This window comes from Starkeya nomas (assembly GCF_902703545.1).
Classification (GTDB): domain Bacteria; phylum Pseudomonadota; class Alphaproteobacteria; order Rhizobiales; family Xanthobacteraceae; genus Ancylobacter; species Ancylobacter moscoviensis.
Map to the genome: position 1 here is coordinate 606,116 of NZ_CACSAS010000001.1, position 15,968 is coordinate 622,083.

Annotated in this window: 19 protein-coding genes; 9 read left to right on the forward strand and 10 right to left on the reverse strand. The window is 67.5% G+C overall.

Annotated elements, in window-relative coordinates; all coding sequences use genetic code 11:
• Positions 1-156: 156 nt before the first annotated feature.
• Positions 157-360 (forward strand): CsbD family protein, encoded by a 204-nt coding sequence (locus STARVERO_RS02935; protein WP_144343191.1) that lies wholly within the window; start codon positions 157-159, stop codon positions 358-360.
• Positions 361-429: 69 nt separating this feature from the next.
• Here STARVERO_RS02935 and STARVERO_RS02940 read toward each other — a convergent pair whose 3' ends face one another.
• From STARVERO_RS02940 to STARVERO_RS02950, 3 genes are all read right to left on the reverse strand, one after another.
• Positions 430-1,287 (reverse strand): branched-chain amino acid aminotransferase, encoded by an 858-nt coding sequence (locus STARVERO_RS02940; protein WP_159597856.1) that lies wholly within the window; start codon positions 1,285-1,287, stop codon positions 430-432.
• 11 nt (positions 1,288-1,298) lie between these two features.
• Complete coding sequence (locus tag STARVERO_RS02945; protein ID WP_159597857.1) at positions 1,299-2,681, reverse strand: M20/M25/M40 family metallo-hydrolase; 1,383 nt, start codon at positions 2,679-2,681, stop codon at positions 1,299-1,301.
• Positions 2,682-2,807: 126 nt separating this feature from the next.
• Positions 2,808-4,340 carry a helicase HerA-like domain-containing protein gene (locus STARVERO_RS02950; RefSeq protein ID WP_159597858.1) on the reverse strand — a complete coding sequence of 511 codons (1,533 nt, stop codon included), beginning with the start codon at positions 4,338-4,340 and terminating at the stop codon, positions 2,808-2,810.
• A gap of 199 nt (positions 4,341-4,539) precedes the next feature.
• Between STARVERO_RS02950 and folP the strand changes: the two genes are divergently transcribed.
• Positions 4,540-5,382 (forward strand): dihydropteroate synthase, encoded by an 843-nt coding sequence (gene folP, locus STARVERO_RS02955; RefSeq protein WP_144343187.1) that lies wholly within the window; start codon positions 4,540-4,542, stop codon positions 5,380-5,382.
• Positions 5,372-5,911, forward strand: coding sequence for a 2-amino-4-hydroxy-6-hydroxymethyldihydropteridine diphosphokinase (gene folK / locus STARVERO_RS02960; RefSeq protein WP_144343186.1), 540 nt, complete (start codon positions 5,372-5,374; stop codon positions 5,909-5,911). The genes folP and folK overlap by 11 nt, the downstream gene beginning before the upstream one ends.
• A 62-nt stretch (positions 5,912-5,973) precedes the next feature.
• Here the strand turns inward: folK and STARVERO_RS02965 are convergent, their stop codons facing one another.
• Positions 5,974-6,306: a hypothetical protein gene (locus tag STARVERO_RS02965; protein WP_159597859.1), complete on the reverse strand. Its 333-nt coding sequence runs from the start codon at positions 6,304-6,306 to the stop codon at positions 5,974-5,976.
• Positions 6,307-6,485: 179 nt separating this feature from the next.
• Here STARVERO_RS02965 and STARVERO_RS02970 point away from each other — a divergent pair, with 179 nt between their 5' ends.
• Both STARVERO_RS02970 and STARVERO_RS02975 read left to right on the forward strand, forming a co-directional pair.
• Positions 6,486-7,472, forward strand: coding sequence for a zinc transporter ZntB (locus tag STARVERO_RS02970; protein ID WP_144343184.1), 987 nt, complete (start codon positions 6,486-6,488; stop codon positions 7,470-7,472).
• Positions 7,473-7,556: 84 nt separating this feature from the next.
• Positions 7,557-7,928 carry a hypothetical protein gene (locus tag STARVERO_RS02975; RefSeq protein ID WP_144343183.1) on the forward strand — a complete coding sequence of 124 codons (372 nt, stop codon included), beginning with the start codon at positions 7,557-7,559 and terminating at the stop codon, positions 7,926-7,928.
• A gap of 66 nt (positions 7,929-7,994) precedes the next feature.
• On the opposite strand, the gene STARVERO_RS02980 is transcribed toward STARVERO_RS02975, so the two are convergent.
• A complete protein-coding gene (locus STARVERO_RS02980) occupies positions 7,995-8,591 on the reverse strand; it encodes a superoxide dismutase (RefSeq protein WP_144343182.1) in 597 nt (198 codons plus the stop codon).
• Between the two features lie 378 nt (positions 8,592-8,969).
• Here STARVERO_RS02980 and STARVERO_RS02985 point away from each other — a divergent pair, with 378 nt between their 5' ends.
• Entirely contained in the window at positions 8,970-9,923 is a 954-nt protein-coding gene (locus tag STARVERO_RS02985; protein WP_244616526.1) for a hypothetical protein, read from the forward strand.
• 54 nt (positions 9,924-9,977) lie between these two features.
• On the opposite strand, the gene STARVERO_RS02990 is transcribed toward STARVERO_RS02985, so the two are convergent.
• Together STARVERO_RS02990 and msrB are read right to left on the reverse strand one after the other, a co-directional pair.
• A complete protein-coding gene (locus tag STARVERO_RS02990; protein WP_159597861.1) occupies positions 9,978-12,089 on the reverse strand; it encodes a S9 family peptidase in 2,112 nt (703 codons plus the stop codon).
• Entirely contained in the window at positions 12,086-12,523 is a 438-nt protein-coding gene (gene msrB, locus STARVERO_RS02995; protein ID WP_159597862.1) for a peptide-methionine (R)-S-oxide reductase MsrB, read from the reverse strand. Before msrB ends, STARVERO_RS02990 begins: the two co-directional genes overlap by 4 nt.
• A 366-nt stretch (positions 12,524-12,889) precedes the next feature.
• Between msrB and STARVERO_RS03000 the strand changes: the two genes are divergently transcribed.
• The gene (locus STARVERO_RS03000) at positions 12,890-13,312 is read left to right on the forward strand and encodes a Ros/MucR family transcriptional regulator (RefSeq protein ID WP_144343178.1); all 423 of its coding nucleotides are present in this window, start codon (positions 12,890-12,892) and stop codon (positions 13,310-13,312) included.
• A 56-nt stretch (positions 13,313-13,368) separates the two neighbouring features.
• Here the strand turns inward: STARVERO_RS03000 and STARVERO_RS03005 are convergent, their stop codons facing one another.
• A complete protein-coding gene (locus tag STARVERO_RS03005) occupies positions 13,369-13,671 on the reverse strand; it encodes a hypothetical protein (RefSeq protein WP_244616871.1) in 303 nt (100 codons plus the stop codon).
• 270 nt (positions 13,672-13,941) lie between these two features.
• Between STARVERO_RS03005 and STARVERO_RS03010 the strand changes: the two genes are divergently transcribed.
• On the forward strand, positions 13,942-14,238 hold the full coding sequence (locus tag STARVERO_RS03010) for a helix-turn-helix domain-containing protein (protein WP_244616528.1): 297 nt from the start codon (positions 13,942-13,944) through the stop codon (positions 14,236-14,238).
• Positions 14,231-14,779 carry a DUF6456 domain-containing protein gene (locus STARVERO_RS03015; RefSeq protein WP_159597864.1) on the forward strand — a complete coding sequence of 183 codons (549 nt, stop codon included), beginning with the start codon at positions 14,231-14,233 and terminating at the stop codon, positions 14,777-14,779. The genes STARVERO_RS03010 and STARVERO_RS03015 overlap by 8 nt, the downstream gene beginning before the upstream one ends.
• 6 nt (positions 14,780-14,785) lie before the next feature.
• Here the strand turns inward: STARVERO_RS03015 and STARVERO_RS03020 are convergent, their stop codons facing one another.
• Both STARVERO_RS03020 and STARVERO_RS03025 read right to left on the reverse strand, forming a co-directional pair.
• Positions 14,786-15,220, reverse strand: coding sequence for a SufE family protein (locus STARVERO_RS03020; RefSeq protein ID WP_159597865.1), 435 nt, complete (start codon positions 15,218-15,220; stop codon positions 14,786-14,788).
• Positions 15,221-15,315: 95 nt separating this feature from the next.
• On the reverse strand, positions 15,316-15,813 hold the full coding sequence (locus STARVERO_RS03025; protein ID WP_144343174.1) for a DUF5330 domain-containing protein: 498 nt from the start codon (positions 15,811-15,813) through the stop codon (positions 15,316-15,318).
• Positions 15,814-15,968 lie beyond the last annotated feature (155 nt).

Consider the following 15,968-nt stretch of genomic DNA (forward strand, 5'->3'; position numbering starts at 1 on the left):
GCGAGAAAATCGTCTGGACGGGAAGATGTACTCCAGGCTCTTGAAACTAGAGCATTTTCCTTCCGCGAGGGTGGTCCAGCCATCCGAACGGGCGACGGCTCCGGCAGCCACCCCTGCCCGACGAGGCACGAACCTTATCTCAACAGGGAGAGCCCCATGAACTGGGATCGGATTGAAGGCAACTGGAAACAGCTCAAGGGTCAGGTGCGCCAGCAATGGGGCAAGCTGACCGACGACGATATCGACCGCCTGCACGGCAAGCGGGAGGAGCTGGAGGGCGTGCTGCAGGAGCGCTACGGCCTCGCCAAGGATGAGGCCAACCGGCAGATCGACGACTGGACCCGCCGCTTCAAGATGTGACGGCATCGCGCATGCGGCACGATGCGCGACCGGAACGCAGCCCCCCGCCTTCCGGCGGGGGGCTTTGCGTCAGGGATGGGCGAAATCCCAGTAGAGCTTGCGGGCCTTGCGGTAGACCGGCCCCGGCTGAAGGTCGCGCTCCTCGATGCGGGTGATCGGCGAGACCTTGGAGTAGTTGCCCGTCGTGAAGATCTCGTCTGCGCTCTTGAAATCGGCCCAGTTGAGCGTGCCCTCGATCACCTCGACGCCGGCCTCGCGCAGCAGGCCGATGGTGCGGGTGCGGGTGATGCCGGCAAGGAAGGTGCCGTTGGCAGCCGGCGTCAGGGCGACACCGTCCTTCACGATGAAGATGTTGGCGGTGGCGAGCTCCGCCACATTGCCGAGCATGTCGCACAGGGCGGCATTGTCGAAGCCTCGGCTATGGGCCTCAACCAGCGCGCGGCTGTTGTTGGGGTAGAGGCAGCCCGCCTTGGCGTCGGTGACGGCGCATTCGATGGTCGGGCGGCGGTAGCGAGACAGGGTGATGGAGGTGCCGCGCGTCGGATCGGGCATGGCCGCGTCGTAGATGCTGAGGCACCAGCGGGTCGATTCCGGGTCGGCGTCGACCGTGCGCGCGCCGGGATACTCGGCCCAGTACATGGGACGGATATAGAGCGCGGCGTCCGGCGGGAAGCGCTTCAGCCCGGCATGGGTGAGTTCGACCCACTTCTCGACGGAGACGACCGGCTTCAGTCCCATGGCGACCGCCGAGCGGTTGATGCGCAGGCAGTGCAGGTCGAGGTCGGGCGTCACGCCCTCGAAGGCGCGGGCGCCGTCGAAGACCGAGGTGCCCAGCCAGGCGGCATGGGTGCGCACGCCCATGATCGGCACGTTGCCCTCGTGCCACGCGCCGTCGAAATAGGTCCAGGTCTGCGAGTGTCGTGACATGGGCGCGCCTCCTACTGCGCCAGCGCCGCGAGGATGCGGACCCAGCTCCGGATGCCCTTGTGGAACGAAGTGAGGTCGTACTTCTCGTTCGGCGAGTGGATGCGGTCGTCGTCGAGCGAGAAGCCGACAAGCAGCGTGTCCTGCCCGAGCACCTTCTTGAACTGCCCGACGACCGGGATGGAACCGCCTTCGCCCACCGTGACCGGCGGCGTGCCCCATTCGTCCCCCAGCGCCTTGGCGGCCTTCGCGAGATCGGGATTGTCGTGCGTCACGGCGACGGCCGGGCTACCCTCGCCGCCGAGGAACTCGACCGAGCAGTCGGCGGGGATTTGCGCGCGGATGAAGGCGCGCACCGCGTCGCGTACCCGAACCGGATCCTGGTTCGCCACGAGGCGGCAGGAGATCTTGGCGGTGGCGATGGAGGGGATGACCGTCTTCGAGCCTTCGCCGATATAGCCGCCCCACATGCCGTTCACCTCGAAGGTGGGACGCGAGGAGATGAGCTCGATCAGCAGCCGGTCCTTCTCGCCGGAGGGCAGCGAGAGGCCGACCGGCCCGAGGAAGTTCTCCGGCGTGAGGTCGAGCTTCGACCACGCGGCCTTCATGTAGTCCGGCGGCTCGACGACGCCGTCGTAGAAGCCGGGAATGGCGACATGGCCATTGGCGTCGTGCACGGCGGCGATGGCCTTGGAGAGCACGTGCAGCGGATTGGCGGCAGCACCGCCATAATAGCCCGAGTGCAGGTCGCGGTCGGCGGCGTGGACGACAATCTCGTCATGCATCAGGCCGCGCAGCGACAGGATGATGGAGGGCGTCTGCGCGTCCCACATGCCGGTGTCGCAGACGAGCGCGAGGTCGGCTTTCAGTTCGTCCTTATGCGCGGCGACGAAGGGGCCGATATTGGCGGAGCCGCTCTCTTCCTCGCCCTCGACCATCACCGTCACCTCGACGGGGAGCTTGCCGGTCGCCTTGACGAAGGCGCGGCAGGCCTCGACGAAGGTCATCACCTGTCCCTTATCGTCGGCCGAGCCGCGGGCGACGATGCGCTTCACGCCCTCCGCGTTCTCGACGATGCGCGGCTCGAAGGGCGGGCTCTCCCACAGGTCCAGCGGATCGACCGGCTGTACGTCGTAATGGCCGTAGAACATCACGCGCCGCTCGGCGCCGCCGTTCGAGGCGGCGGTCACAATGGGGTGGCCGGGCGTGTCGTTCAGCTTCGTGGCGAAGCCTAGCGAGGCGAGGTCGTCCGCCAGCCACTGGCCGGCGCGGCGGCACTCTGCGGCATAGGCGCGGTCGGTCGAGATGGAGGGGATGCGCAGGAAGGCGAAAAGGCGCTCGATGGAGGCATCGAGATCGGCGTCCACGGTGGCGAGAACGCGGTCGAGATCGGCCATGGCCGGGGTCCTTGTCCTGGAAAAGTCGTCCCGGCGCGGTGTCGGCTGGCGTCGGAAGGGCCGGTTCGGGGGAGTAATCCCGGCGCCGCGGTGATGCCGCCCGCCGGGACATGGCATCAGGGAGGGCTAGCGGCGCCGGGCGCCGCCGAGCACGTTGCGCAGGATCGCCTTGGTGACTTGATTGGTGACTTCGCGGGTGACCTGCCGCGTGACCTGCTCGCCGACGCTCATGCGGCCGCGCGGGCGCGTGCCGAACAGGCCGCCGAGCACGCTTTCCAGCAGGCCGCCGCCGGCCGTGGCATCAGCCTCGGTGGGGGCGGGGTTGTTGCTGCGCGAGGCGGGCGTCGGCGCGGCCTCGGCCGGCGCGGTCTCCGCGGCGCGCTTAGTCAGCACCTCATAGGCGGATTCGCGGTCCAGCGTCTGATCGTAGACATCGCGCACCGGGCTCTGCTGGATGGCGAGCTGGCGCAGCTCCGGCGTGATCGGCCCGACGCGGCCGGCGGGCGGGGCGATCAGCGTGCGCTCGACCATGGAGGGCGTGCCGTTGCCCTCCAGCATGGAGATCAGCGCCTCGCCCTTGCCGAGCTCGGTGATGACCTGAGCGGTATCGAGCTTGGGGTTGGGGCGGAAGGTATCGGCCGCCGCCTTGACCGCCTTCTGGTCGCGCGGTGTGAAGGCGCGCAGGGCGTGCTGCACGCGGTTGCCGAGCTGGGCGAGCACGCTCTCAGGCACGTCGAGCGGGCTCTGCGTGACGAAATAGACGCCGACGCCCTTCGAGCGGATGAGGCGCACCACCTGCTCGACCTTCTGCAGCAGCGCCTTGGGCGCCTCGTTGAACACGAGATGCGCCTCGTCGAAGAAGAAGACCAGCTTGGGCTTGTCCGGGTCGCCGACCTCGGGAAGCTCTTCGAACAGCTCGGAGAGCAGCCAGAGCAGGAAGGTGGCGTAGAGCTGCGGCGAGCCCATGAGCTTGTCGGCGGCGAGCAGCGAGATCGTTCCGTAGCCCGAGCGCGGGTCGATGCGCATCAGGTCGCTGATCTTCAGCGCCGGCTCGCCGAAGAACTTGTCGGCGCCCTGGTTCTCCAGCACCAGCAGCGAGCGCTGGATGGCACCCACCGTGGCGGCGGAGACATTGCCATAGGTGGTGGTGAGCTTGGCCGCGTTCTCCGCCGTGAAGGCGAGCATGGAGCGCAGGTCCTTGAGGTCCAGCAGCAACAGGCCCTGCTCGTCGGCGATGCGGAAGACGACGTTGAGCACGCCTTCCTGCACCTCGTTGAGGTTCATCAGCCGCGCCAGCAGCAGCGGCCCCATCTCGGAAACAGTGGCGCGGACGGGATGGCCCTGCTCGCCGAACAGATCCCAGAAGATGACCGGGAATTCGTCCGGCACGTAGTCGACGCCGATTTCCTCGCAGCGCTTGATGATCCATTCCTGGCCTTCGCCGGGCATGGCGATGCCGGAGAGATCGCCCTTGATGTCGGCGGCGAAGACCGGCACGCCGGCACGGGAGAAGCCTTCCGCCAGCGTCTGCAGCGTGACGGTCTTGCCGGTGCCGGTGGCGCCGGTGGCGAGGCCGTGGCGGTTCGCCAGCCTGAGAGTGAGATATTCCGGCTTTTCGCTCTTGCCGACGAATATCTTGCCGTCGATGTCTCCGGACATGGCCGCCTCCTGCCAGCGAACTGTGAACGCGCGAACCATGCGCGCTTCCTCGGCCACCTTTAGAGCGCAGGCGGGGGCGGTTCGGCAAGCGGTGCCGCACGCTCACCGCCGTCTCAATCGTGGCCTCGACCATCGAGCGGCTTGCGTTCCGCGTTACGGCGCGCGATTTGGAACGAAAGACCGCAACGCCGGGAACATCATGGCCTGCCTCACCCCGCCCACCCAACGCCTCTTCGACGCGCGCGGCCGCCGGCTCGATTATGCCGACCGCACGCTGGTGATGGGCATCCTCAACGTCACGCCCGATTCCTTCTCCGACGGCGGGCGGAGCGCGGCCCTGTCGGACGCGGTGACCAATGCCTGGCGATTGGTCGACGAGGGCGCGGACATTCTCGACATCGGTGGGGAATCGACCCGGCCCGGCCATACGCCCGTGCCGGCAGAAGAAGAATTGCGGCGCGTGCTGCCGGCGGTCGAGGCGCTGGCCGAGCTGCCGGTGCCGATCTCCATCGACACGCAGAAGGCATCGGTGGCCGAAGCGGCGCTTCAGCGCGGCGCGGCCATCGTCAACGACATATGGGGGCTGATGGGCGACCCGGAGATGGCGCGCGTCGCCGCCGCCTACGATGCGGGCGTGGTGGCCATGCACAACCGGACCAATGTCGATCCGGCCGTGGATATCGTCGCCGATATCGTGGCCTTCTTCGAGCAGTCGCTGGAGCGCGCGGCGCGCGCCGGTATCCGGCCCGAGCGCATGAGCCTCGACCCCGGCATCGGCTTCGGCAAGACCTTCGAGCAAAACCTGCGCGCCCTCTCCGCGCTCGGGGAGTTCGTCCGGCTCGGCTTCCCGATCCTGCTGGGCACTTCGCGCAAATCGCTGATCGGCAAGGTGATCGAGACGACGCCGGCCGAGCGGCTGCCGGGAACCATCGCGTCCAACGTGCTCGGCATTGCGGCTGGCTGCGCCATCATCCGCGTCCATGACGTCGCCGCCCATGTGCAGGCGGCGCGGGTGACGGAGGCGATCCTTCATGCCTCCTGAATTCTTTATCCGCCGGCCGCGCAAGGTCGAGAGGCGCATCGCCTATCTCTGCCTCGGCTCCAATCTCGGCGACCGGGCGGGGACCATGGCGAAGGCGGTGGGGCTGATCGCCCGCACCGGGTTGAAGATCATCGCGCGCTCGTCGCTCTACGAGACGCCGCCCTGGGGGCCGGTGCCGCAGGGGCCGTATCTCAATATGGTGGTGGCGGTCGAGACGGAGCTTTCCGCCCGCGAGCTGCTCAACATGCTGCTCGGCGTCGAGCACGCCTTCGGGCGTGACCGCACCCGCGAGGTGCGCTTCGGGCCGCGTACGATCGACATCGACATCCTGCTCTACGGCGACGAGGTGGTGGCAGAGCCGGATCTCGAAATCCCCCATCCGCGCATGATGGAGCGCGCCTTTGCGCTGATTCCGCTGGCCGAACTGGCGCCGGATCTCGTGGTGCAGGGCGTGCCGGTCCGCGCGGCACTGGAGAAGCTCGACCGCAGCGGCATCGTGAAGGTCGATCCCCAGCCCGTGACCTATTGACGGGCGGTGCGGAAACGCAAAAGGCGGCGGATCGCTCCGCCGCCCTTGGATCCGAGGTGCCGTCAGCGGCAGACCTCGACATTGCGGTAACGCGGCTCGCCCCAGCGGTTGTAGAAGGTCTGGGTCTCGGTCCAGCAGCGCGGGCGATAATAGTTGTTCGCGGCTCCGGCGGCGAGGCCGCCCACCACCAGGCCACCGATGATGCCGGCGGCGACGGCGGCGCCGTTATTGTGGCGACGGTGGCCGTAGTAGTAGCCAGGTCCTCCCCAGCCCGGGCCGCCCCAACCGCGGCCGTGGCCGCGCCAGCCATCGGCTGCGGCGGGAACGGTGGAAGCGAGGGTGAGGCCCGCCAGGGCGAGCGCGGCGAGCCTGGTAGCATTGGAGTAGCGGATCATGGCGTCCTCGGTAAACTCTGCTAGTCGCTCGCGGCCGGGATTGGCCGTTGATGGAGGCAAAGCTAGCTCCCGTCCCCCGAACCCAAACTGAACCGGCTGTTGCAAAAGGTTCATCAAACTGAACGCATTCCAATCCGTCCGTTCATCCGGCGTTCATCCCGGAAATCAGGAGCGCAGCTTTGCCGGACTACGACAGGGAAGGTCTCGTAAGCGCCTGGGCATTCGACGGCGCGGGTGGAGCGCGGCGGATCGACTGGGACGAGATCCGGCGCGGGCCGCCGGACGGAAACGGCTTCGACTGGATCCATCTCCAGCAACTCGATCATGCGCATGGCCGGACCTGGCTGTCCGATGACAGCGGCATCGATCCGTCCATCGTCGAGTCGCTGAACGCGGCCGAGACGCGCCCGCGCTGCGCACTGTTCGACAATGGTGCCTTCCTCAATCTGCGCGGCATCAACCTGATGCCCTATTCGCTGCCGGACGAGATGCACTCGATCCGCTTCTGGGTGGAGCCCCGCCGTATCGTTTCGGTGCGCAAGCGCTCGCTCTCGGCGGTGGGCGATTTCGAGGATGCGATTGCGCGCGGGCGGGCCCCGCGCACGCAAGGCGAGTTCGTCGCCGACCTGTCCATGCGGCTGGTGGACCGGATGGACACGGTGATCACCGCGCTTGCCGAGGACGCCGACGAGCTCGAAGAGCTGGTGCTCAGCGCCACGCTGTCCAATCTCAGTCCGAAGGTCTCGGAGGTCCGGCGCGTCGCCATCATCCTGCGCCGCTACATCGCCCCGCAGCGCGAGGCGCTGAACCATTTCTCGCTGGAAGATGCCGAATGGCTCTCGCCGCGCGACCGCAACCGGCTTCGCGAGGCCGCAGACCGGGTGACGCGCTTCGCCGAGGAACTCGACTCGGTGCGCGACCGGGCGGCTGTGATCCACGACCAGATGGTGGAGCGTCGCGCCGAGCAGATGAACCGCTCCATGCTCATCCTCGCCGCCGTGACGGTGATCTTCGCGCCGTTGACGCTGATCACCGGCCTGATGGGGATGAACGTCGAGGGCATACCCGGCTCGCAGGACCCGAACGGTTTCTGGGGGGTGACGGTGCTGGCGGCGCTTCTCGGCGTCGGTCTCGTCGCGTTTCTGCGCGCGATACGCTGGCTGTAGGTCCCTTTCCGCCCGGGCCGGCGGTATTACATTGAAAACGGGCGGAAGCCGCGAAGGTCGCCTCTTCCGCGGGAGGAGCGTGTCATGACGCGCGTGATTCCGATCGGCTGTGCCGGAGTGCTGGCGACGATTCTGGTGGTCGCTGCCGGAGCGCCGACGGCGAAGGCCTATGAGTTTACCGGCACCTTCCCGGGGGGAGACTGCCGCCGGATGGCGGCGTCCACACCGCCGGCGAAGCTCTGGTACGGCCATTTCACCGGCCGCCGGCAGTCGCCCTGGAATGTGGACTTCATCGAGGGCCGGACGGTGGACGGCTGCTTTCGCACCAAGGCGGAATGCGACAACTGGCTCTACCAGTGGCGCTCGGCCTGGCAGCTCAATTTCTGGAACGACTACTGCGTCAGGGGATGGCCGCCCGCGCCGCGCGGATGGCGCCCGCGCACGCAGGGCCAGTAGAACGCAAAACGCCGCCGCCCGGTCGGGCAGCGGCGTCCATGCGGGACCTGCGAACGGCCCGAAGGCTCAGACGGCCTTGGAATAGAGCTGGGCGACGTATTCCCAGTTCACCAGGTTGTCGACGAAGGCCTTGAGGTAGTCGGGGCGGCGGTTGCGGTAGTCGATGTAATAGGAGTGCTCCCACACGTCGACGCCGAGGATCGGGGTCGCGCCCTTGACCAGCGGGCTCTCGCCGTTCGGGGTCTTGTCGATGACGAGCTTGCCGTCCTTGACCGCGAGCCACGCCCAGCCGGAGCCGAACTGGGTGACGCCGGCCTGGACGAAGTCTTCCTTGAACTTCTCGACCGAACCGAGGTCCTCGACGATCTTCTTCTCGAGCTCACCCGGGATGGCGCCGCCGCCATTCGGCTTCAGCCAGTTCCAGAAGTGCAGGTGGTTGTAGTGCTGGCCGGCATTGTTGAAGAGGCCGGCGTTCTTGCCGTAGGAGCCCTTGACGATCTCCTCCAGCGACTTGCCTTCCCACTCCGTGCCCTTCAGCAGGTTGTTGCCGTTGTTGACATAGGCCAGGTGGTGCTTGTCGTGGTGGTATTCCAGCGTCTCGCGCGACATGTACGGGGCGAGAGCGTCGTAGGAATAGGGAAGATCAGGAAGCGTGAAGGACATCGAATCTGTCTCCGCGAAATGAAATCCGGCCGAACCCCGGCGCGGGAGCTTCCGCGGGTGCGCGAGCACCGCGAAAGATCGGCGCTGATTAGATAGGTCGGTATCGACCCGCGGACAACCAAAAGCATCGCGCGCGCCCGATTTCTTCCCCCGCCTTCGGAGGGGTGGAAAAGAGGCGGCCGTAGGGGAGAGGCACGGCGCTTTCGTTAAAGCGACACTAGACGTAAGGTCTCATAATGAAGGACCGGCTGCGAATCGGTCCCGTGGAGTTTGTTGATGGGTGCAATAGTCATCGGAATCGGGGCGGCGCTTGCCGTGCTTGGGTTCGTCCTGGGAGCGATGGGCTACGGCTCTTCGGAGACGGCCGGAGCAGGCCGCATGATGACGGTCGGCAGTTCCATTTTTATTGGTGGACTTCTGCTCGTTGCCCTCGGTTCCATTCTGCGGGTCTTGCGTGAAATCGCCGACAAGCTGGAAGGCGCGGTGCATTTCGAGCCGGAGGAAGACGAGTTCCACACCGGCCACGGCCCGGCGGGCTACGTCGCCGCCGGCCATGCTCCGGGAGCGGCTTCCGTGGCGTCCGCCCGTGTCGTGGAAGAAGAGGAATTCGTCGCCGTTTCGACCGCCCTCCCGGAAGACGAGCCTGCCCTGATCGAAGAGCCGACGGCGGAGGAGCGTGGACTGCCGTCCTGGTTCCGCCGCAAGCGTCAGGAAGAGGCCGGGCTGGCACGGGACGAGGAGGTGGAGCTGGAGCCCGAGGCTTCGCCGCTCGTGCGCGAGCCGGCGCCTGATTTCGATTCGCTTCCCTCGCCCCGCCCGGCTCCTGCGGAACCGTTTCGCGCGGAGCCCGTGCGGCCGGAGCCGTCGCGGGTCGAATCTTCCCGTATCGAGCCTCCGCGCCGCGAGCCGCCGCCCTTCCTTCGCACGGGCTCGGCCGAGCGCCCGGCGCCGGGTCTCGGGGGCGAGACCTTCGAGCCTCGCGTACCCGAGCCGCGTCTGCCCGACCCCCGCGCTCCTGAACCCCGTGCTCCCGAAACGCGCCTTTCTGAGCCGCGCCCTCCCGAGCCGCGCCCGTCGCGGCCGCCGGAGGAGGCTCCCGCCGAGCCGCCGGCGTTCCTGCGCGATGCCGATCTTCTCTCCGGCGAGCCGGAAGTGGAGGAGCCGGAGGCGGAGCCCGACGTCACGGTGCTGAAGTCCGGCACCATCGGCGGCATGGCCTACAAGCTTTATTCGGACGGCTCGATCGAGGCGGACCTGCCCGACGGCACGCTGCGCTTCGCCTCGCTGCAGGAGTTGCGCGACCATGTGTCCGGCGGCGCCAATCGCGCCTGAACCGACCAGCCGATGACATAAAAGGAAGGGCGCCTCGCGGCGCCCTTCGTCGTTTCAAAGCCCTGTCGCGGCCCCTGCCATGGCCAGGGCGAAGGCGTAGACCATGGCGGTTTCTTCCAGCCGGTCGAAGCGCCCGGCGGCGCCTCCATGGCCGGCTTCCATATTGGTGCGCAGCAGGAGGGGCCGACTGTCGGTCTTCGTCTCGCGCAGCCGCGCCACCCATTTCGCCGGCTCCCAATAGGTCACCCGCGGATCGGTGAGGCCGGCGAGCGCGAAGATCGCCGGATAGTCCTTCGCCGCGACATTGTCGTAGGGCGAATAGGCGCGGATGGTGGCGAAGGCTTCCGCGTCGGTGATCGGGTTCCCCCATTCCGGCCATTCCGGCGGGGTGAGGGGCAGCGTGTCGTCGAGCATGGTATTGAGCACGTCGACGAAGGGCACTTCCGCGACGATGCCGGCAAAGAGGGCCGGCCGCATGTTCGCGACGGCACCCATCAGCATGCCGCCGGCCGAGCCGCCATGGGCGACGATGCGGTCGGGCGCGACGATCTTCTCGGCCACCAGATGTTCGCCGGCGGCGATGAAGTCGGTGAAGCTGTTGGTCTTCTTCGCCAGCTTGCCTTCCCGGTACCAGCGCCAGCCCTTCTCCGTGCCGCCGCGTATATGGGCGATGGCGTAGACGAAGCCGCGATCCACCAGCGACAGGCGCGAGGTGGAGAAGCTCGCGGGAATGGAGATGCCGTAGGCGCCGTAGCCATAGAGGAGGCAGGGGGCGGTGCCGTCGAGCGGCGTATCCCTGGCGAAGAGCAGCGAGACGGGAATGAGTTCACCGTCCGGCGCCGGGGCCATCAGCCGGCGGGTGACGTAGCGCGCCGGATCGTGCCCGGAGGGCACTTCCTGGCGCTTGCGCAGCACGCGGGCGCGGCTCTCGACGTCATAGTCCCACACCTCGGAAGGGGTGGTCATCGAGGAATAGGTGAAACGGATCTCGGTCTTGTCGAAACCGTAACCGGGGTCGAAGCCGAGCGCATAGGCCTCCTCGGCGAAGGCGACGACATGCTCCGATCCGTCCTTGAGTGCGCGCACCACGATACGCGGCAGGCCATCCTCGCGTTCCAGCCGGACCAGATGGTCACGGAAGGCGCTCTGCGAGAGCAGGAGCCTGCCCGGCTTGTGCGGCACCAGATCGCGCCAGTTGGCGCGCCCGGGGCTGGCGAGCGGGGCGGTGACGATCTTGAAGTCCTCGGCCTCGTCGGCGTTGGTCTCGATGATCAGGCTCTCCACGCCTCCGAGGGAGGGGTGGTGCTCGACCCCGTAGCGCAGGCCCGGCTCGCGCGGCTCCACGCGGACCGGCGGGGCGAGCGGCGCGTGCAGGTCCAGCAGCCAGACCTCGCTGGTGTCGTGGTCGCCGCAGGAGATGAGGCCGAAGCGGCCGGATTGCGTGCGCCCGAGCGAGACGAAGAAGCCCTTGTCCGGCTCCTCGTAGATGAGCACGTCGTCGGCCGGGTCCGAGCCGAGCAGGTGGCGGTAGACGAAGCTCGGACGGTGCTCGGCGTCGCGGCGGATGTAATAGATGTGCCGGCCGTCCGTACTCCAGAGCACGTCTCCGGTGGTCTCGGTGACCACGTCCGGCAGGTCGACGCCGGCGGCGATGTCGCGGATGCGCAGCGTGTAGTACTCCGACCCGGCCTCGTCGGCCGTCCAGGCGTACAGCGCGTGGTCGGGCGACTGCTGGGCGTCGCCGAACTGGAAATAGGCCTTGCCCTCGGCCAGGGCATCGCCGTCGAGCAGTATCGTTTCGCCCGCGACGGCGCCTGCCGGCCGCCGGCAGATCAGCGGGTGCTGGCCACCTTCGCGGAAGCGGGTGAAATAGGCGTAGGGACCGTCCGTCGCCGGAACGGATGCGTCGTCTTCCTTGATCCGCGCGCGCATCTCCTTGACGAGGGTGCGGCGCAGGTCGGCATGCGGGGCGAGCCAGGCATCGGCGGCCGCGTTCTCCGCCTCCAGGAAGGCGCGGATGTCGGCATCGAGCACGGACGGGTCGCGCATGACCTCGCGCCAGTTATCGGCGCGAAGCCAGGCGTGTGGGTCGACCAGGGTCTGGCCATGGAAGCTGCGGACCAGCGGCGGATGGGCGGGGGCCGTCACGGCGGGGCGCGTGTTCACGAGGCGGCACCCGGCGCGGTCGGCTCGTCGGCCTTGAAGGAGAGGGCGACGCCGTTGATGCAGAAGCGTTGCCCCGTCGGGCGCGGGCCATCCGGGAAGACATGGCCGAGATGGGCGTCGCAGGTGGCGCAGCGCACCTCGATGCGATGCATGCCGTAGGAATGGTCGTGATATTCGGTGACCGCCTCGGCATCGACCGGCTGGAAGAAGCTCGGCCAGCCGGTGCCCGATTCGAACTTGGCGTTGGAGCGGAACAGCGGCGCGCCGCAGCAGACGCAGCTGTAGAGGCCGGGTTCCTTCTGCGACAGATGCGGGCCGCTGAAGGCGCATTCCGTGCCGTGGCCGCGCGTCACGCGGTACTGCTCGGGGGTCAGTTCGGCACGCCACTGCGCGTCCGTCTTCACCACTCTGGGTCGGCGGGAGGGCTGGTTCATCGCGGAATCCTTGAGGTTTTCCGCAGAGATAATCGTCCCCTCCCGCTCCGGCAAGTGTTGGTGCCCTTCACGAAGTCTTGCCTTGCCCCGCAAGAGGCCGGAGCCAGCTTGAAAATAGGCAGCTTGCCCAACTTGAGCTTGATCTAGCTCAGGGACAGTCTGGCGCCCCTGGGTCAGCACGCAGAATTGTGTTGGAATTTGTTCGAAAAATCTTGTTATCGGCGGGCGCGAAGTCTATCTATCAGATTGTATCCAGGCGCCGAATGAAGATGCGCCGACGTGACGTATTCCCCTGCACGTCTGCGGATGCGGCACGGCGCCCACATGTGGCGTCACGGTTTATCGATGTCATTTGAAGAACGAGCCATGAGCGACACCAAGGACGCTGACAGCTATATCGAACTGGCCGCCGACATCGTCTCGGCATATGTGAGCAACAATGCGGTTTCGGCCAATGATCTGACCGCCCTCATCGGCGATGTGCACGGCGCCCTGCAGCGCGTGGACAAGGGCCAGGCCGAGCCGGTCGTGGAGCCGCTGAAGCCGGCGGTGCCGGTCAAGAAGTCCGTCATGCCGGACTACATCGTCTGCCTTGAGGACGGAAAGAAGTTCAAGTCGCTGAAGCGCCACCTGCGCACGCAGTACAACCTCACGCCGGAAGAATACCGCGAGAAGTGGGGTTTGCCGTCCGACTATCCGATGGTCGCGCCCAACTATGCGGCGGCGCGCTCGGCGCTGGCCAAGGAGATGGGCCTCGGCCAGCAGCGTCGGCGTTCCGCGCGCGGTTGAGACACGAAGCTGAGACGCGCGGCCGGTTCGCCGGCATGAAAGAGAACGGAAGGCCGTCACCTGGGGTGGCGGCCTTTTTCGTTGCGCACGTCGGCGTGCTCCTGTGTTGCGCCGACAACCGGTGGTGGGCCTTCCGCCTCAGCAAGCAGCCGGCGCAGGGCCGCGTGACGCAGGGCGTCATAGTCCACGCCGCAGCGGGCCGCGCGGCGCTCCAGGCGAAGCATTCGGCGCAGATTGATACGGCGCTCCTCGCCGGATCGTCCCAGAAAGGGCCGCAACGCGGCGGCCCGGGCGGCGATGGCTTCCGCCGGTTCATCGCTTCGTACCGCCCGGATGCGGCGGGCTCGACGGGTGTGCATGTTCAACCTCGCTGATCCATGCGCGCCAGTATCGGCAAGGTGGCGAGGGGTGCGGATAAATTTCCTATTTTCTGAACGGCGCAGTTCTGATTGTGGCTTCTGTGTACAATGTTCTCTTTTTGTTCTTGATTGCGGGCGGCGTGGATTATAGGCTTGTATTCCTATCAAGGAGGCAGCCCCATGCTCCCACGCAGCGAAGTCGAAACGGCCGATTCCACCCATCCATTCCATACCGACGCCCCCCGCAGAGAACCTTGCCTTGTGGCGGCGATGCATGCCGCGGAAGCGGTGGGCGTGCCGGTCGATGTCGTCATCGGGTCGCGCCGGCGTGATAGCCGCTGCACCTCGGCGCGGGCGCTGGGAATGTATCTGGCCCATGTCGGGCTTGGACTACCGATGACCCGCGTCGCGGCCGGTTTTGGCCGTCACCGCTCCACCGTCGCCCATGCCTGCCGCAAGATCGAGGAACGTCGCGAGGTTGCCGGCTGGGACCGCTGGGTGGCCGCGCTGGAAGAGAGCGTGCGCGGGCTGGCGGGTGCCCCTATGTCGGGAGGCGTGCATGTCTGAGCCGCGGATCGACCATGTCGAGATCGAGATCGACGGTGCGCGGACACGCGTCGCCGTCGATCTCGAGGAAAGCCCGCTCGGCTGGCTCGCGCGTCGGCGCGGGCGGGACGGCCGCAGCTTCGTCTCACCGGTACAACTCATCGCCGGCGAGCGGCTCCGGGTGGATTTTACCCGCGCGGGAATGACGCCGCGCCTCGGTGCCGACTGGGAAGCGGTGGCACGCGGCAGCCGGCGGGGGCTCGTCCCCGGCCTCAATGCGTCGGAAGCGATGCTGGCGGCGCGTCAGCGCCTGTCACGCGCGCTGGAGGCGACGGGACCGGAATTCTCCGGCCTTCTGCTCGATGTGTGCTGCTTTCTCAAGGGGGTGGAGCAGATCGAGCGGGAGAGGGGCTGGCCGGCGCGCACCGCCAAGGTCGTCCTGTCGCTCGCGCTCGACCGGCTGGCCCGCCATTACGGGCTGGGGGAGGTGGCGCAGGGGCCGGAGCGAACGCGCGGCCGCGCCTGGAGGGCCGGCGAGGCGACGGGCGATCCGTCTCAGTAAACCGTCTCAGTGAACCGTGTCGGCGAGGACCCGCCGCGCCTCGGCGCGGATGCGCTCGACCATGGAGCGCAGGCCGTTGGAACGCTGGGGCGTCAGGTGCTCCTTGAGGCCGATGCGCTCGAACACCGAGGTCGGATCGGTGGCGGCGATGTCATGGGCCGGACGGCCGGAATAAAGCGCCAGAAGGATGGCGACGAGGCCGCGCACGATGTGGGCGTCGGAGTCGCCGAGGAAGACGAGGTGCGGGCCATCGTTGTCCGGCCGGGCCTCGCTCACCAGCCAGACCTGGCTGGCGCAACCCTGCACCTTCGACTGCTCGGTGCGTCGCTCCTCCGGAAAGGGCGGCAAGGTGCGGCCGAGCTCGATCAGGTAGCGGTAGCGGTCGTCCCAATTATCGAGAAGCTCGAAGTCCTCGATGATGCTGTCGATCTTTGATGTCATCGGCGCCTCTTCAGCCGCATATAGGGGCGCCATGGGGGCGAGCGCAATGGCTGGGGCCGCTTGCGCACCTGCTCTTTCGTCGCGGCTGCTGATGCTCAGGCCGGGCGCCGGGGAGGACGCGGCACGGCGCCGGCTGCCGGCTCGGCGGGGGCTTCCGCCGGCGATGCGCCGGTGACGGCGGGCGGTGTAAGCGGCAGGGACGCGGCCGGCTGGCGCGGACCCTGCCATCCCGGGCTGAGGTCGTGGGCGTTCAGCGTGTCGCCGGCGGGCGTGCCCGCGGCGCGGGCGGCCGCCTTGCGCTTTTCCTCGATGATCTGTTCGGACAGATAGCTCAGGGCGAAGCGGGCGCCGGCTTCCGCGCGCTCGCCGATGACCTCGATGAGCCCCGCGCCGATGGCACAGGCATTGGGCTGGCGCGCGCAGAAGCCGCTCGCGTCGGCGACAGCCGAAGTGGCGGCCGAGAGCGCGTCCATTGCGCTGACCTTCGAATCCGTGACTGCCGTGGTGCCGTTCGACGACGGCCCGCCTACCACTGCGGGCAGCAGCAGGAAGACGACGGTCAGCCAGAAACCGATGCGCAACAGGAAAAACATGATCCGTCTCGCGGAAGCTCGCCTCGATGGTTCTTCAGGTGCCGCAGAATAAGGGCTCCGGGTTGCTCAACCGGTGTCGGAATCACGAAAATTCCGACGATCGCGGAAAGCGGCTGTTAAGGACGTCGCCGTTTTAGGGTTCGCTTAAACCCCTG

What these genes read in the sequence shown, in the direction of transcription:
- STARVERO_RS02945 (WP_159597857.1), bottom strand. Translation starts at nt 2,681, where the DNA reads ATGGCCGATCTCGACCGCGTTCTCGCCACCGTGGACGCCGATCTCGAT.
- msrB (WP_159597862.1), bottom strand. Translation starts at nt 12,523, where the DNA reads ATGAACCAGCCCTCCCGCCGACCCAGAGTGGTGAAGACGGACGCGCAG.
- STARVERO_RS03020 (WP_159597865.1), bottom strand. Translation starts at nt 15,220, where the DNA reads ATGACATCAAAGATCGACAGCATCATCGAGGACTTCGAGCTTCTCGAT.
- STARVERO_RS02935 (WP_144343191.1), top strand. Translation starts at nt 157, where the DNA reads ATGAACTGGGATCGGATTGAAGGCAACTGGAAACAGCTCAAGGGTCAG.
- folK (WP_144343186.1), top strand. Translation starts at nt 5,372, where the DNA reads ATGCCTCCTGAATTCTTTATCCGCCGGCCGCGCAAGGTCGAGAGGCGC.
- STARVERO_RS02940 (WP_159597856.1), bottom strand. Translation starts at nt 1,287, where the DNA reads ATGTCACGACACTCGCAGACCTGGACCTATTTCGACGGCGCGTGGCAC.
- folP (WP_144343187.1), top strand. Translation starts at nt 4,540, where the DNA reads ATGGCCTGCCTCACCCCGCCCACCCAACGCCTCTTCGACGCGCGCGGC.
- STARVERO_RS02975 (WP_144343183.1), top strand. Translation starts at nt 7,557, where the DNA reads ATGACGCGCGTGATTCCGATCGGCTGTGCCGGAGTGCTGGCGACGATT.
- STARVERO_RS03005 (WP_244616871.1), bottom strand. Translation starts at nt 13,671, where the DNA reads ATGCACACCCGTCGAGCCCGCCGCATCCGGGCGGTACGAAGCGATGAA.
- STARVERO_RS02965 (WP_159597859.1), bottom strand. Translation starts at nt 6,306, where the DNA reads ATGATCCGCTACTCCAATGCTACCAGGCTCGCCGCGCTCGCCCTGGCG.
- STARVERO_RS03010 (WP_244616528.1), top strand. Translation starts at nt 13,942, where the DNA reads ATGCATGCCGCGGAAGCGGTGGGCGTGCCGGTCGATGTCGTCATCGGG.
- STARVERO_RS02985 (WP_244616526.1), top strand. Translation starts at nt 8,970, where the DNA reads ATGATGACGGTCGGCAGTTCCATTTTTATTGGTGGACTTCTGCTCGTT.
- STARVERO_RS02950 (WP_159597858.1), bottom strand. Translation starts at nt 4,340, where the DNA reads ATGTCCGGAGACATCGACGGCAAGATATTCGTCGGCAAGAGCGAAAAG.
- STARVERO_RS03015 (WP_159597864.1), top strand. Translation starts at nt 14,231, where the DNA reads ATGTCTGAGCCGCGGATCGACCATGTCGAGATCGAGATCGACGGTGCG.
- STARVERO_RS03025 (WP_144343174.1), bottom strand. Translation starts at nt 15,813, where the DNA reads ATGTTTTTCCTGTTGCGCATCGGTTTCTGGCTGACCGTCGTCTTCCTG.
- STARVERO_RS03000 (WP_144343178.1), top strand. Translation starts at nt 12,890, where the DNA reads ATGAGCGACACCAAGGACGCTGACAGCTATATCGAACTGGCCGCCGAC.
- STARVERO_RS02980 (WP_144343182.1), bottom strand. Translation starts at nt 8,591, where the DNA reads ATGTCCTTCACGCTTCCTGATCTTCCCTATTCCTACGACGCTCTCGCC.